Origin of the sequence: Rhodococcus sp. BUPNP1, assembly GCF_002215235.1 — a bacterium.
In the GTDB taxonomy this organism is placed as follows: domain Bacteria; phylum Actinomycetota; class Actinomycetes; order Mycobacteriales; family Mycobacteriaceae; genus Rhodococcus.
This window is the reverse complement of record NZ_NERM01000009.1, coordinates 115,870-131,234: the sequence shown is the minus strand read 5'-3', so window position 1 is coordinate 131,234 and position 15,365 is coordinate 115,870. Positions and strand designations below refer to the sequence as shown.

Genomic DNA, 15,365 nt, shown 5'->3' with positions numbered 1-15,365 from the left:
TTCTCTCGGTACCATGAGCCCGTATTTCGTGGAGACGAGCGGCGGCATGCCGCAGAGGATGTGAGGCAACTGGCACCCGAGAAGATCCAGCGTCATCCGATATCAGTGTGCGTGGTTGGGACCGGCGCGATCGGACAGACGGTGATCGACGCTCTGCACGCCGGCTCGGTGCCGGACGTAAGCCTCACGGCCGTGTTGAACTCACGAAGCAGCCCTGAGGAAGCCGCTGCTGCGTTCGACGCCGCTGACATCGTGGTCGAAGCTGCCACGGTCGACGCCGCTCGGACAGTGCTATCCGAAGTGGTGAAACGCGGTAAGGACATCATCGTCTGTTCGTGTGGCGTCTTCGCCGAGCGCAACTTCGAGGTGGAATCGTTCGGCTCCGGACCAGGCCGTGTACTGCTCCCGACGGGTGCGATCGGCGGCTTCGATGTTCTGGCCGCAGCGACACGAGCAGGAACAGTTGACGCCCGCCTGACCCACACGACGATCAAGCGACCCAGTGCTCTCGGGATCGAAGAACGTCTGGACGCAGAACGCACCGTTTTCAGGGGATCTGCCCGAGAGGCTGCGCTGGCCTTTCCGCGAACCTCTAACTCGTCGGTGGCTCTCGCTCTCGCGACGCTCGGGCTCGATCGGGTCGAGGTGGTGGTCATTGCCGACCCTGCCGCTGCGAGCACGCGCCACGTCGTCGCGTGGGAGTCGCCGCTCGGCCGGTACGAGCTGACATTCGAGAACACGATCGACCCGGCGTCGAGTGGACGGACGTCTTCGATCACTGCCTGGTCGGTGATCGAGGTTCTTGCTGCGCTACCGCTTGGGATCGGTCCCGGCGCGGTCGTGCTCGGGCCTCCCCATAGGTCGTAGCCGACGCCGGCCCCGACGTTTCGAGGAGAATTTAGTCGCTTTCGCGTGTTTGGACCAGAATTTCGGGACGAAAGTCCCACGCGTCCGGGCGGAATCGTAACCGCTTCTGTCACATTCGTGTTTCCTGATAGTTGCCCGGGTAGCGGAGGGTGAACGAGTCCTGTACACAGTGTGAAACAACACATTTCGCAGGTGAAGGTGTAACTCCCTACCGGGAGTGGCAATTCGGTTTCACCTGACCTACTCGCACCCTGGAGCAGCCTGTGACGACATCATCGCTTTCGGACCGACCGGCACGGGTACTTTTCCTCGGCACTCCCTCAAACGCTGTCGCACTCGACCGGTGGACAGAGTTGCAGGAGCGCCTCGACCTCGCAGGCATCGAGACCACCACCGCTTTCGAAGGCGAAGTGGACTATGCGATCCTCACCGAGGACATCCTCGACGGCTACTGCACCGCCGCCGAAGCGCTCATTCTTCAGAAGCTCCGTGCTCGAGGGATCACGTGCGCAAGCACATGCGCCGGCCCCGAGCAGATCCTCGCCGCGCTGGCGGAAACCTCGGCCGACGTTGCTTCTGTCGTGCCGATCTCGGCAGCCCGGGGAAGCACTTACCGGCACGCTGTATCCAGCGCAGTCTGAAACTCCAGAACGAGTCGTGCGCGCCAGTGGAGATTCACTGGCGCGCACGACTCGTTGATTACGGCTCGTTCTACGGCGACGGCATCCCACCGTTGACGTGGATCGTCGCACCCACCACATAGCTCGATTCCGGCGACGCCAGGAACACGTAGGCCGGCGCCAACTCGGTCGGCTGCCCCGCACGTCCGAGCGGTGTGTTCTGGCCGAACTCGGGCAGCTCTTCCTTCGGCTGACCATCCGAGGGCTGCAACGGCGTCCAGATCGGCCCGGGCGCAACCGCGTTCACACGGATGCCCTTCTCCGCCAGTTGGGTCGCCATGTTCTTCGTGAAGTTGTTGATCGCGGCCTTCGTCGACGAGTAGTCGATCAACGCCGGCGACGGCTGGTACGCCACGATCGACGTGGTGTTGATGATCGTCGAACCCGGCTGCAGATGCTTCAATGCCGCACGCGTGGTGCGGAACATCGCGAGGATGTTCACCTGGAAGGTCTGCTCGAGCTGATCGTCGGGCAGGTCGTCGAGTCCCTCGACCGCGATCTGCTTGCCGGCATTGTTGACCAGGATGTCCAACCCGCCGAGCTGTTCGACCGCCTGGTTCACGACCTCGGAGCAGAACGAGGCATCCGTCAGATCACCCGGGAGGGTGACTGCCTTACGGCCGCTCTCGCTGATGATGCGGGCGACGTTCTTCGCGTCGGGCTCCTCATCCGGCAGGTACGAGATCGCGACGTCGGCGCCCTCCCGCGCGAAGGCGATGGCCGTAGCAGCGCCGATGCCCGAGTCACCACCGGTGATCAGTGCCTTACGTCCTTCGAGCCGGCCCGTGCCTCGATACGAGAACTCGCCGATGTCGGCCTTGGGCACCATGTCGGCGTCGAGTCCCGGCTCGGGCTGATCCTGCTTGGGAGGTGAGATGGACGGGTAGCGAGTGGTCGGATCCTGAAACTTCAGTTGATCGGTCTTAGTGGTGTGTACGTCTTCCTCAGGCATGAAATACCGTCCTGTACATCGGTGGAGTCGTCGAACTGCGTAGATCTCGTTGACAGTCGGCTTCCCGCCGGACCCGCCTCGCAAACGCCCCCGGATGCCCGAAGACCGTCGAGGCAGCTATCACCGGCTCAACCGGCGTCCTCCCATCGCGTATCACCGTCTTCGGGAAACGGTGGCGGGACCTCGCGCTGGTCACGAGCCCGAATGATTCGCCCCAAGATCGCGGCCACGGCGATCGACACGACAACCCAACCGAGGAGCACGAACACAATCCACTGCACAAGTTGGACAACGGTCCAACTTCGTGTTTCGTAGCCTGACGGGCCGGATATCACCCGATGAATTCACCCTGCCGCTGGAGGCATAAGACCTACTCGGGCCAGAAGAAGTGTGCCCACAGACAGAAGAAGTGTGCCCACAGACAACAGAAGCCCCGCCGGAAGGCCATGCGAGTAACCTTCCGGCGGGGTTCGATGTCACCGTGCAGGGGACGGCGACAGCCTGAGACACTACCGCGAAGTTGATCTTGGGGCGAGGACTGTTTCGCCCGAAGATCAGTACGCGCCTTCGCTGGCGACGACCGCCTTCACGGTCTTCATGATGATCAGAACGTCGGAGACCATGGACCAGTTCTCGACGTACGACAGGTCCAGACGCACCGACTCGTCCCACGACAGATCCGAGCGACCGCTGACCTGCCAGAGGCCCGTGACACCGGGACGCACCAGCAGGCGACGCTTGACCCGGCCGTCGTAGCTCTCCACCTCACGGCGCAGCGGCGGACGCGGACCCACCACGCTCATCTCGCCGCGCACGACGTTGATGAACTGCGGCAACTCGTCGAGGCTGAACCGACGCAGGACCCGGCCCACACGGGTGACGCGCGGGTCCTCCTTCATCTTGAAGAGCAGGCCGGCGCCCTCGTTCTGATCGAGCAATTGGTCGACCAGCTTGTCGGCGTTCTGCACCATCGAGCGGAACTTGATCATTCCGAACGGAGTTCCGTCGAGGCCGATGCGCTCGGACCTGTAGAAGATCGGGCCGCCGTCCTCGAGCTTGATGAGCAGCGCGACGACAGCGAAGACCGGAGCAAGGCACAGCAGCGCGGCGAGCGAGAACGCGAGGTCGAACAGACGCTTCCCGCTGCGCTTCGCACCGTGATAGCTCGGCTTCTCCACATGGATCAGCGGCAAGCCGGCCACCGGGCGCATCTCGATGCGCGGACCCGCGACGTCGACGACGCCGGTCGCCACCACCAGATCGGCGCGCTCGGGTTCGAGCTGCCACAGCAAGTCGCGGATGCCCTCGTGGCCGAGCGTCTCAGTGGCGGTCACCGCCACGGTGTCGGCACCCGAAGCACGCAACGCTTCGACGACGGTGTTCTCGTCACCGTGGATCGGGATCTGCCGACCGTCCACATCGATGCTCTCGCCCGGCACACCGGAATACCGCGGCACGCACACACCCACCACGCGATAACCCTCACCGCTACGACGCTGGAACGTGCTGGCCATGTGACGAACTGCGCGAGCACCGCCCACCACCAGCACCGACGTCGTGAACTCGCCCTTCCGGCGCCGACGTGCGACGGCCCTCCGCCAGACCCACCGAAAGAACAGCAGACCCGCCAGACCGACGGGCAGAGCGATGGCCAGATAACCGCGGGCGAGCTCCATCCGGAAGATGAGCGCCACGATGGCTACGAGGCCGAAAAGATTGAGCGTCGCCGAAACGACGCGCTGATATTCCTCGAAGCCGGCGCCGATCACCCGCCTGGACCGTGTACGGAACAGAGAAAGAAATGCGATCCACGCGGCGCCGAATGCGACGGAGACGAGCGTGTAACTCAATGTTCCGACGCCGTCCATGGTGACGAGCGAGTCCTGACCGAACCGCACCACATGCGCGAGCGCAATGGCGAGCACGACGACCAGAGCGTCGGTGACGAACAGAGTGTTGACGTAGGACTTCTGCCAGCCCCACCTGGTGGACATCCGATTACCGGCCGGAGCGCCGGTACCGGCATCGACACGTGAAATGCTGTGCACAGCATCGTAGTTCGCGGGACGAACTGTGGTCATGACGGAAGAACCCTCATAGTGTGCCTCCTCCCCGAGACGCTTCGACGCTCGAGCACCTCCCTGCACTCGGACGCCGACAACCCCGTATATCGAAGCCGCGTCCTCCGTAGCGGCCCCGATACGTTATGCGATTGAGATCGTCTCACAGAACTGTTGCGTGCGCGCGACAACAAAAAGGAAGTTATCGAGAAACTTATCCGTTGGTAGCGTGCTCGGGGTCGAGATCGAGGCGCCGGAGCGTCTGGGCGTTGAGCGCGACGACGATCGTCGACGCCGACATGAGCACCGCAGCCACGGCCGGGGAGATCGCGACACCGGCGAAAGCGAGCACACCGGCTGCCAGCGGAACGGCGACGACGTTGTATCCGGTTGCCCAGAGCAGGTTCTGCCACATCTTGCGATAGCTCGCGTGCGAGAGTTCGACGATCGACAGCACCGCTCGCGGATCGTTCGCCGCGAGGACGACACCGGCCGACTCGATCGCGACGTCCGTGCCCGCTCCGATCGCGATGCCGACGTCGGCTCGCGCGAGGGCAGGCGCGTCGTTGACGCCGTCGCCGACCATCGCGACGGTGTGCCCGCGCTTCTGCAATTCGGCGACCTTTGCATCCTTGTTCTCCGGCAGCACTTCGGCGAACACTTCGTCGATGCCCAGATCGGCAGCTACGGCGTCGGCCACCTGCTGGGCATCACCGGTGATCATCGCGACCGTCACGCCGCGCGCATGCAGCGCGTCGACGGCCTGGCGGGATTCGTCGCGCACGGTGTCCTCGAGTGCCACTGCCCCGAGTACCCGCCCGTCGGAGGCGACGTGCAGCACCGATGCGCCACGTCGTACCCATCCGTCGGTGACAGCGGCGACGTCGTCGGGCACCGACAGTTGCAGGGAGCTCAGCATGGACGGTCCGCCGATCGTCACCTCCACTCCGTCAACCAGTCCACGCACGCCTCGGCCGGGCAACGAGCGGAAGTCCGTCACCGCCATTCGCTCGGCGGACGGCACGCGGGCATGGGCGGCAGCGACGATGGCTCGCGCGACCGGGTGCTCGCTGTCGGCTTCGACCGCTGCTGCCAGGGCGAGCAGATGATCCTCGTCCGTTCCCGCCGTCGCGACAACACCGGTGACCTCGTGCCTGCCCTGCGTGAGGGTGCCGGTCTTGTCGAACAACACCGCGTCGACGGTGCGCATGCGTTCGAGCGCCAACCGATCCTTGACGAGCACACCCGCCCGAGCCGCACGTTCGGTCGAGATGGCGATCACCAGCGGGATCGCCAAACCTAACGCGTGAGGGCAGGCGATGACCAGGACGGTCACGGTACGCACCACGGCCTCGTCGAGATTGCCGAGCAACGTCCACACGAGGAAAGTGAGAGCACCGGCGATCGCGGCGAAGTAGAAGAGGAATGCCGCGGCGCGATCCGCCAAGGCCTGCGCGCGGGACGAGGACGCCTGGGCATCGGCGACCATGCGCTGGATACCCGCCAACGCGGTGTCCTCCCCCACCGCCGTGATCCGCACCCGCAGCGCGCTGTCGGTGGCGACGGTGCCCGCGACCACCGTGTCGCCGACGTCGCGGGTGACCGTCTTCGATTCACCGGTGACCATCGACTCGTCCACCTCGGCCGTCCCGTCGATGACCGTGCCGTCGGCGGGCACACGTGCGCCCGCGCGCACGAGCACCACATCGTCGAGAGCCACATCGTGCAGCGGCACCTCGACCACACCGTCGTCGGTGACCTTTTCGGCGGTGTCGGGCAGCATCGCGGCCAGCGCTTCGAGTGCTCCGGAGGCCGAACCCAGCGCCCGCATCTCGAGCCAGTGGCCGAGCAGCATGATGACGATCAGCAGCGCCAGTTCCCACCAGAAGTCCAGGTCGAAACCGCCGACCTCGAGAGTCGTGGCCCACGACGCGACGAAGGCGACCGTGATCGCCATGGCGATGAGCAGCATCATCCCCGGTCGGCGGGAACGTAGTTCGGCCCAGCCGCCGGTCAGGAACGGCACGCCGCCATAGAAGAAGATGACGGTGCCCAGCACCGGTGGGATCCACTCGACGCCCGGAACATCCGGGAGGTGATAACCGAAGAGCTCGGCGACCATGTGGCTGAAGACCACGACCGGCACCGACAGGATCAGGCTGACCCAGAACCGTCGCCGGAACATCTCGCCATGCGTGCCGTGCCCCGCGTGACGATCGTGGCCGGCGTGCTCGTGGGTGTGTTCGTGCACCTGCTGGGACATCGACAGCTCCTGACTCGGCCGGCGGGACGAACCCGCGACGCGGATCGGCTACAGAGTGGTCAACAACTGACGCATCGTGTCGATTTCCTTCTGCTGGGTGTCGGCGATGGTGCGGGCCAGCTCGACGGTATCGGGGTACTGCCCGTCCTCGATCTCGTCCTGCGCCATCTCGATCGCCCCCTCGTGGTGGACGATCATCTGCTCCAGATACAGGCGGGCCGCGTCGACACCCTGCGCGTCGGACAGTGCCTGCATGTCCTGCTCGCTCATCATCCCGTCCATGTGTGGCATGTCGCCCATGTGCGGCATGCCGGGCATGTCGAGTCTGTCCATCCGGGGAGTGTCCTCCCTGTGCATGGGCGGCATGCCCCATTCCTCGAGCCATGCCTCGAACTGCTCGATCTCGGGTTGTTGCTCGGCCTTGATCTGCTCGGCCAGCGCCCTCACCGGCTCCGGGATGCCGTCCTTTGCCAGCAGCATGTCGCTCATCTCGATGGCCTGCGTATGGTGCGGGATCATCATGCGCGAGAACATCACATCGTCCTGGTCGAACCGCGCGGAGTTCGCCTCGGCGGATGTCGGGGCCGAAGTGGCGGTCGCCGTGGTTGCTTCGTTACCACTGGAATCACTGCACGCAGACGTCGTGAATGCCACTGCCAGCGCGATCGCACCGGCGGCCAGAGCCTTCTTGTTCATGGCATCCACCCTCGCGTGTGCGCTCCCGGGTTCCGGTGGAGATCTCATGAAGATTTGCTCAAGAAGTGCGGGCACATCGTCAGCACCACGGCGGGTGGTGATGATGGATGCCATGCCTTCCTCTGTTCGCCCGACGGGACCATCCGGCGGATCCGCACCCGCCCCGAGCTCGACCGGCCGGATGCGAGCCATGGTCGTCGAGGACGAGGAGTCGTTGGCAAAGCTCGTGGGTTCGTATCTCGAACGCGACGGCTTCGACGTGACGATCACCGGCGACGGATCCGAGGCCGTGACCCTCGCGCGGCAGGTCGACCCCGACATCCTGGTGCTCGACCTCGGCCTCCCCGGACTCGACGGTGTCGAGGTGTGCCGGCAGCTGCGCACCTTCTCCGACGCGTACGTCGTGATGCTCACCGCGCGCACCGAGGAAGTCGACACCCTGATCGGTCTGTCCGTCGGAGCCGACGACTACCTCACGAAACCGTTCAGCCCGCGCGAACTGATGGCCCGCATCCAGGCCATGCTGCGTCGTCCCCGGACCACTGCACGGATCTCAGCCTCTACGGGCCGGCAGGACCGCGTGTTCGGCGATCTCTCCATCGACGTCGACGGACGGGAGGTCGCCGTGCGCGGCACACCGGTCGCGCTCACCCGCACCGAGTTCGACATCCTCGCTGCCCTGGCGCAGGACCCAGGAGTCGTGTTCACCCGGGCGCAGCTCATCGCGGCCGTGTGGGGACAGAACTGGGTCGGCGACGACCACCTCGTGGACGTGCACATCGGCCATCTGCGCCGCAAGCTCGGCGACGATGCGAACCAGGGACGTTTCGTGCGCACCGTCCGCGGCGTCGGCTACCGGATGGGTACAGGACGATGACGTCCCGCTCCCCCACCGCGACGAGTTTCGGCACCCGCCTGTTCCTCGCGCTCGTCGCCGTCGTCGTCGGATGTGCCGTCAGCGCATGGCTGGTCGCGTCCGCTCTCGCTCCCGGGATCTTCCACGACCATCTAGGACAAGCGGGCATCGATCACGATTCGAGCCAGGCCGCCCACGTCGAAGAAGCCTTCACCTGGGCCATCGTCCTCGCGTGGGGTCTGGCGGTCGCGATCGCGGTGCTGTTGGCCTCGGCGGTCAGTTGGTACATCGCGCGACGGATCCAGCGTTCGCTCGACACGGTGACCACCTCCACCGCACAGATCGCCGGAGGTCGCTACGACACCCGCGTCCCCAGCCCCGAGCTCGGCCACGAATTCGACGAACTGGCAACCAGTTTCAACGAGCTGGCACGACGCCTCGAAGCCACCGAAATCACAAGGCGCAGAATGCTCGCCGACCTCGGGCACGAAATGCGCACACCCATCGCCACACTCGACTCCTATCTGGAAGCACTCGAGGACGGCGTCCGCACTCTCGACGACGACACCCGGCAGATTCTGCGAGCCGCCACCCACCGGCTGAACCGCCTGGCACAGGACATCACCGCGGTCTCCCGGGCGGAAGAGCACCTCACCCGCATCCATCGGGTGCCCACGACCACCGGCACCCTCGTCGCCACGGCAGTCGACGCGGTGCGCGAGCAGTACGACGGCAAAGGCGTGACGTTGCAGGCCGAGGTCGTCGAATCTGCGCCGGTGACGGTCGATCCCGACCGGCTCGGACAGGTGCTGGCGAACCTGCTGGACAACGCCCTACGGCACACACCGGCAGGAGGAAACGTCACCGTCGCCACGCGCATCCTGGGCCGCGGCCGAACGGAGATCACCGTGACCGACACGGGCGCCGGTATCGCGCCCGACCACCTCGACCACCTCTTCGACCGGTTCTACCGCGCGGACACCGCCCGCGACCGGAATCACGGCGGCAGCGGCATCGGCCTGACGATCGCGCGGGCACTCGTCGAAGCCCACGACGGTCGCATCCACGCGCACAGTGACGGACCGGGCTGCGGAGCCCGGTTCACTCTGGAACTGCCGACGGCGAGTCAGGCGTAATTGGACAGGACGAACTCGGTCAGCCCCTTCCGGACCGCTTCGACCGCGTGCTTCTGCCCGCGCTTCAGCACGAAGCCGGGAACCGGAACCTTCGGTTCGAGCGACATGGTGACGTGCACCCGGGTGCCGCGCGCGATCTGTTCGAGGGCGTACTCACCGTCCTGGCTGCGCTGCATCGCGCTGTCGACGAGCGTCCACGACGTCGAACTCTCCGTCCACGAATGCTCGATGGTCTGGGTGTCGGAGAAGCCGAGCAGCGACAGGGTCATGCGGATCCGGAGCGGCCGGCCGTCGTCATCCCGGGTGAGCACCTCGACGCTCTTGTGCGCCGACGACCACTCGGGAATGCGCTCGACATCCTTCAGGGCGCGCATCACCTGCTCGGGTGTGGCCTCGATGTCGAATCGATCGGAGACGCTGGCCGCCATGTCGGGTCCTCCTCGTCGGAAACGCGGTACATCCACCAGATGACCCCGGATGCCCCACGCCGAAACCCCGCCGACGGTGCCGGCGGGGTTCGGGCCGCGCTGTCGATCAGCTGTCGACGCGCACCTCGTCGCCGGTGATGAGGAAGGTCATCAGGTCGGTGCCGACGGTCAGCGGGCCGTCGTAGTTCTCCCGGGTGCGTTCGACGAGCGTCTCCTCGGAGATCCCGGGGACGCGGCCGGGGATGCCGTTGACGATGTGGCTGTACACGGCCATCTTCGGCTGGGTCTGCTCGAAGATGTCGCCTGCCTGCTGCGGGTTCGTATGGTGCGCGTACACGCTGGGCAGCGCAGACGGATCCTCGAAGTCGGCGACCTCGTGCACCAGCACGTCGACGCCTTCACCGAACTTCAGGACGTTCTCGGTGGGAACGGTGTCGCCACTGATGAGCACCGACTTGCCCGCATAGTCGACGCGATAGCCGACCGCCGGCTGGATGGCACCGACCGGATCGTGCTCCACGGTGAACATAGTGACGGTGACGCCGTCCTGATCGAAGACGACGCCGTCTTCCGCGAACTCGTGCGATTCGATCGGCGTGGTCGCGGGATCCACTTCCTTGTCTGCGACGCGCACGTCGATGTCGTTGCGGTAGGTGCTCTGCATTCCGTCGCCGATGTTCCGGACGCCGACGGGTCCGTAGAGCTGGAAGGCGCCCTCGCGGCCACCGAGCGCCGGGACGTAGCTGCTCATCCAGAGGTCGGACAGACCGTTGATGTGGTCGGAATGGAAGTGGGTGAGGAAGACGGCATCGACCTGACCGACCGGCACGCCGGCCTGCGTCAGGCGCACCGTGGCTCCGCGTCCCGCATCGAAGACGAGGTTCAGTCCGTTGGCCTGGACCAGCGTGGACATGCCGTAGCGCTCAGTGCTCGGCACCGGGCTGCCCGTGCCGAGCAGCGTCACACGCATCTCGCCCTCGGCGGGAGCTTCGGAGGCCGGGTGAGCGGAGTCCGTGGGCGAACCATCCGACGCGGTCGTTTCCTGGGCTGCGGGTGTCTCCTGAGCTGCAGATTCACCGGAGCTGCAGCCTGTGAGTGCGAGCGCGAGAACACCCGACACCACTACTGCCGCCGTGCGGATCCGGCCGAATTCGAATGAGCGTCGTGACACCGAAGGTTCCTTCCAAGGGAACGAGAGATTTTGTACGCACTGCGTACATAGTGAACGCTGTGCGTACATACTGTGCGGGTCATCACAGCGGAAAGTCAAATCACGATTGGGTGTCGGAGATCGAGAACGGCCCCGGAGTCGAAACCCCGAGGCCGTTCCGATCGAGCTGCGGTCAGTTCTGCATGAGGACCTGCTGGCTCTTCACCAGCGGATACGACGCCAGTTCGCTCCCGTCGAGATCCTCTTTGTGCATGTCCACACCGGTGATCTGACTGTTCTCGTAGGTGCGGTAGTAGTAGATGCCCCTGTGGGTGTTGCAGCACGACGAGTAGATGGTGATCTCGTACTTGTCCTCGAGCCGAACACATCCCCGCTGCTGTTCCACGGAACCGAGGATGTGGAAGAACTGGCTGATCGCCTCGGACTCCGAGTCGCCCGATACCGAATTCACCTTGGTGAAGGCGGCCTTGACGAAACGCGACATCGAGGACAGGTCTCCCGGCAACCCCACCGCACCGAGGCCGCGACTGTAGGTATCGAAGGGGATCTCCTTCGAGAAGCGCGGCTCGGGTGGATCGACCGACAGACTCATGTAGTTGTTGATGTTGAACAACTGGATGTCGAAGGTCGGGTTGTTCGTCAGGACCTGGATCGGGTTGTCGTGGACCTTCAAGCCCTCGGCGACGGATTCGACGGTGATGGACTCGTCCCGGTCGGAAATGATCCAGTGCAGCGGGGACGGCGGGAACTCCTCACTGAACGCGATATCGACGATGCGCACGTCCGCAAGCGCGTCCCGCACCTGCGCGACGGTCTCGAACTGTCCGAGCACCCAGGGGATGAACTCGAACGACGCGACGTTCGTCCCGTCCTCCGAAACGGGCTTGTAGTCGGCATTGTCGGGGAAATTCAGCCCCGCCATGCTCAAGCCCTTCTCGTTGGTCGCGTCGTAGTAGAGCGGATAACCCTCAGCTACCGTCGCCATGCCGATCATGGCGTGATGCGTCTTCAGTGGCGGCACCTTACGGAACTCGAACGGGAAGTTCCGCGGCGTGACCGTCACCGCTTCCCGGTAGGAGTATTCGAGGTCGAGATTCCGGCCGAAATAGTGGTCCTTGGCGGTGTAGTTGGCGGCTGTGCACATGCGGCTACCTCCGGACTGTTTCGTCCCACGGTATCGGCATATGCGTGGACGCATGGCGGTTCGGACGGTCCCATACGAGAACGGCCCCGGAGTCGAACTCCGAGGCCGTTCTCTTCGCGCTTGCTCAGTAGGCGCCGTCGCTGGCGAGCACTGCCTTGACGGTCTTACCGATGATCAACACATCCGAGACCATCGACCAGTTCTCCACATACGACAGATCCAGCCGCACCGACTCGTCCCACGACAGATCCGACCGGCCACTGACCTGCCAGAGCCCGGTCACACCCGGACGCACCAGCAGACGACGCTTGACCCGACCGTCGTAGGCCTCCACCTCACGCCGCAACGGCGGACGCGGACCCACCACACTCATCTCCCCGCGAATGACGTTGAGGAACTGCGGCAACTCGTCGATGCTGAACCGGCGCATGATCTTGCCGATACGGGTGACGCGGGGGTCGTCCTTCATCTTGAACAACGGACCCGCACCCTCGTTCTGCGCCAACAGGGTGTCGACCATCGTGTCGGCGTTGGCGACCATCGACCGGAACTTGATCATCCCGAACGGCGTGCCATCGATACCGATGCGCTCGGCCTTGTAGAAGACCGGACCCCGATCCTCGAGCTTGATCAACAGCGCGACCACCGCGAACACCGGCGCCAACGCCACCAGCGCCGCGCCGGCGAAGACCAGATCGAAGATCCGCTTCCCCGACCGCTTCGCCCCGTGATAGCTCGGCTTCTCCACATGGATCAACGGCAGACCGGCCACCGGGCGCATCTCGATCCGCGGACCGGCTACATCGACCACACCCGTGGCGACCACCAGGTCGGTGTCGAGCGGCTCGAGCTGCCAGACCAGATCGTGCAAACCATCGCTGCCCAGGGTTTCGGTGGCGGTGACCACCACCGTGTCCGCCCCCGAGAGTTTGAGTGCCTCGACGACCGAGTGTTCGTCGCCGTAGATGGTGATCTCCCGGCCGTCGACATCGATCACATCCCCGGCCGCACCCGAATAACGCGGCACGCAGACACCGACGACGCGGTAACCCTCCCCGTCCTTACGGGAGAAGGTGCTCGCCATGTGCCGCACCGCCCGCGCACCACCGACCACCAGCACCGACGTCTGGAACTCACCCCGAGCACGCTTACGCGCGATCACCTTCCGCCACAACCACCGCGACAGCAACAGACCGGCAAGACCCACCGGCAACGCGATGGCAAGAAAGCCGCGCGCGATCTGCTGGTTGGCGATGAGCGCGATGATGGCGATGGTGCCGAACATGGCGAGCGTCGCCGAAATGACTCGCTGATACTCGTCGTAGCCGGCACCGATCACGCGACGCGACCGCGTGCGGAACAGGCTCAGAGCGCCCAACCACGCGACGATGATGGTCGCGGACGTCAACGAGTACTCGAGTGCTGCGCCCTCCCCGGCCAGCAAGAGTTCCTCGGATCCGAACCGCACCCACTGCGCCAGCAACACGGACAGCACCACGGCAATCGCGTCCGTGACGTAGAGCCGCTTGACGTAGACGTCCTGCCACTTCCACCGATTGACGCCGGTGCCGGGCGACGCGTCCGCGGGGGCACGGTTCTGTGCACCCCGCGGAGCGTCGAACGGGTCGACCCCTCGATCATCGACCGTCGTCATCCCGCAGTCCTCCCCATAAGTGGTGTCTCCTCCCCGAGACAAAACTTTCCCGACGAGTCCAGCCCCGGCGTTGGAACCGGACTCGAGCGAGCGTTACCCGAACTATCTCTGAGAAATAGCTGAGCGTTACGTGTGAACTGAAGTCTTGTCGCAGATCAGCCGGGAAATCCAGAGCCATCGTCCGAGACGGTCGTGGGGTTGTGTCCTGTGTTCGGTTGAATCTCTTGGGCTTCGAGCGCATTTACCTGCATGTTGCCCCGAACGCCAGAAAAACCGAAAGTGACGACAATCACTTTTACGTAACGCTCTCGTCCAGGGTTCAGAGGCCGACGAACCCGGCCGCCAGAGCCACAGCAGCGAATACTGTTACTGCGAGTTCACGAAACACCAAGAGTCCGCACGTAGTTGGCGGAGAGATGATGCGACTCGCACGGGAGGTGGGCTCACCAACCGAAGACACCGCGTCAACCTGTGGGGGTCAGACGCCCCCGGGCGCGAGCACGATGTCGAACCGGGCCTTCGCCCAGGAGCGGTCCCCCAGATCGCGTCCGTCCGGCGTCGGCGTGCCCGGCGACTGCTGCGCAAACTCCTTGACGAGCGAGTCCTTCACGCCGAAAACGCTGTCGCCGAAGAATCCATCCCTGACGGGCGTCGTTCAGAGTCCCTTCAGGAAACTGAAGAAGCCCGGCGTGTGCACCTCGCGCAGGCGGGTGAGCTTGCGGTAGGAGATCAGCCAGACACCGTCGACCTTGCGGTATTCCTCGTGGTAGTGACCCCACCCGTGCAGCGACTCCTCGACGCCGTCGTTGTCCCACCACAGCTGGTCCTCCATCGCCCAGATGCCGCGGGCTGTGGTGGCGGATTCGAGGACGATCTCCGGGCAGTGACCGTAGTGCGCCGAGGTGATCGACACAGACCCGTCGAGGAAGTTGCTGATGGCGCGGGTGAGTGCCTCGCGACCCACCACGCGACCGGCCTCTTCACCGGTGCGGGGCTGCTTGTCGCTGGGGAGTCCGCCCCACGTCTCGCTCACCACGTCCTCGGTGTGCAGAGTCGGGTACAGCTCCCACTGCTTGGTGTCCATCACCCGCAGCCGAGCTGCGAAGACCTGCTGGATCTCGTGGATGGCGAGAAGCTGTTCGGCCGCAGTCAGATCACTGATCGGGCGGGCCGTGGTCTCGGTCATGGCGATCCTTCCGGAGCAGGCGGTCACCGGCCTGTCTACCGGCCGTCGGACGCAATCTCCTGCAACGTCCCGCTGATCGGAACAACAGCCGGCCCGCCGAAGGGGGCGGACCCCATCCGTCTTGCCCGGATGTCCCGTTCAACGGAAACATCGGTGCGCGATCACATCACGGGCTGGGACTGTTCGATACGCCACACCTGCACAGCGCAGGTCGCTCCGTTACGCGGAGCACCCCCTCCCACACAGTCCCGGCTCACAGCAGCCGATCCCAG

13 protein-coding genes and 1 pseudogene are annotated in these 15,365 nt (G+C 64.9%); 4 read left to right on the top strand and 10 right to left on the bottom strand.

Features of this window, described 5'->3' with window-relative positions:
- Positions 1–60: 60 nt before the first annotated feature.
- Positions 61–867, top strand: coding sequence for an aspartate dehydrogenase domain-containing protein (locus tag B9C99_RS11825; protein WP_253250051.1), 807 nt, complete (start codon positions 61–63; stop codon positions 865–867).
- A gap of 263 nt (positions 868–1,130) precedes the next feature.
- On the top strand, positions 1,131–1,508 hold the full coding sequence (locus tag B9C99_RS11820) for a hypothetical protein (RefSeq protein WP_253250050.1): 378 nt from the start codon (positions 1,131–1,133) through the stop codon (positions 1,506–1,508).
- A 70-nt stretch (positions 1,509–1,578) separates the two neighbouring features.
- Here the strand turns inward: B9C99_RS11820 and B9C99_RS11815 are convergent, their stop codons facing one another.
- The 4 genes from B9C99_RS11815 to B9C99_RS11800 form a co-directional block, all read right to left on the bottom strand.
- A complete protein-coding gene (locus B9C99_RS11815) occupies positions 1,579–2,499 on the bottom strand; it encodes an SDR family oxidoreductase (RefSeq protein WP_064257532.1) in 921 nt (306 codons plus the stop codon).
- Positions 2,500–3,053: 554 nt separating this feature from the next.
- Positions 3,054–4,493, bottom strand: coding sequence for a sugar transferase (locus B9C99_RS11810; RefSeq protein WP_088897956.1), 1,440 nt, complete (start codon positions 4,491–4,493; stop codon positions 3,054–3,056).
- A gap of 280 nt (positions 4,494–4,773) precedes the next feature.
- Positions 4,774–6,822: a heavy metal translocating P-type ATPase gene (locus tag B9C99_RS11805; RefSeq protein WP_088897955.1), complete on the bottom strand. Its 2,049-nt coding sequence runs from the start codon at positions 6,820–6,822 to the stop codon at positions 4,774–4,776.
- Positions 6,823–6,870: 48 nt separating this feature from the next.
- Positions 6,871–7,518 carry a DUF305 domain-containing protein gene (locus B9C99_RS11800; RefSeq protein ID WP_172414931.1) on the bottom strand — a complete coding sequence of 216 codons (648 nt, stop codon included), beginning with the start codon at positions 7,516–7,518 and terminating at the stop codon, positions 6,871–6,873.
- Between the two features lie 190 nt (positions 7,519–7,708).
- Between B9C99_RS11800 and B9C99_RS11795 the strand changes: the two genes are divergently transcribed.
- Together B9C99_RS11795 and B9C99_RS11790 are read left to right on the top strand one after the other, a co-directional pair.
- Positions 7,709–8,395 (top strand): response regulator transcription factor, encoded by a 687-nt coding sequence (locus tag B9C99_RS11795; RefSeq protein WP_088897953.1) that lies wholly within the window; start codon positions 7,709–7,711, stop codon positions 8,393–8,395.
- Complete coding sequence (locus B9C99_RS11790; protein WP_088897952.1) at positions 8,392–9,510, top strand: ATP-binding protein; 1,119 nt, start codon at positions 8,392–8,394, stop codon at positions 9,508–9,510. The genes B9C99_RS11795 and B9C99_RS11790 overlap by 4 nt, the downstream gene beginning before the upstream one ends.
- Here B9C99_RS11790 and B9C99_RS11785 read toward each other — a convergent pair.
- From B9C99_RS11785 to B9C99_RS11765, 6 genes and pseudogenes are all read right to left on the bottom strand, one after another.
- Complete coding sequence (locus B9C99_RS11785) at positions 9,501–9,938, bottom strand: SRPBCC family protein (protein ID WP_088897951.1); 438 nt, start codon at positions 9,936–9,938, stop codon at positions 9,501–9,503. The two genes, B9C99_RS11790 and B9C99_RS11785, sit on opposite strands and share 10 nt — an antisense overlap.
- 106 nt (positions 9,939–10,044) lie before the next feature.
- The gene (locus tag B9C99_RS11780; RefSeq protein ID WP_225623633.1) at positions 10,045–11,109 is read right to left on the bottom strand and encodes an MBL fold metallo-hydrolase; all 1,065 of its coding nucleotides are present in this window, start codon (positions 11,107–11,109) and stop codon (positions 10,045–10,047) included.
- A gap of 172 nt (positions 11,110–11,281) precedes the next feature.
- Positions 11,282–12,253, bottom strand: coding sequence for a choloylglycine hydrolase (gene bsh / locus B9C99_RS11775; RefSeq protein ID WP_016694855.1), 972 nt, complete (start codon positions 12,251–12,253; stop codon positions 11,282–11,284).
- A gap of 124 nt (positions 12,254–12,377) precedes the next feature.
- A complete protein-coding gene (locus B9C99_RS11770) occupies positions 12,378–13,907 on the bottom strand; it encodes a sugar transferase (protein ID WP_088897949.1) in 1,530 nt (509 codons plus the stop codon).
- A 478-nt stretch (positions 13,908–14,385) separates the two neighbouring features.
- Positions 14,386–14,535, bottom strand: a pseudogene (locus B9C99_RS25565) (hydroxyquinol 1,2-dioxygenase); the annotation flags it as partial.
- Between the two features lie 27 nt (positions 14,536–14,562).
- Positions 14,563–15,093 carry a nuclear transport factor 2 family protein gene (locus B9C99_RS11765; RefSeq protein ID WP_088897948.1) on the bottom strand — a complete coding sequence of 177 codons (531 nt, stop codon included), beginning with the start codon at positions 15,091–15,093 and terminating at the stop codon, positions 14,563–14,565.
- Positions 15,094–15,365: the final 272 nt, after the last annotated feature.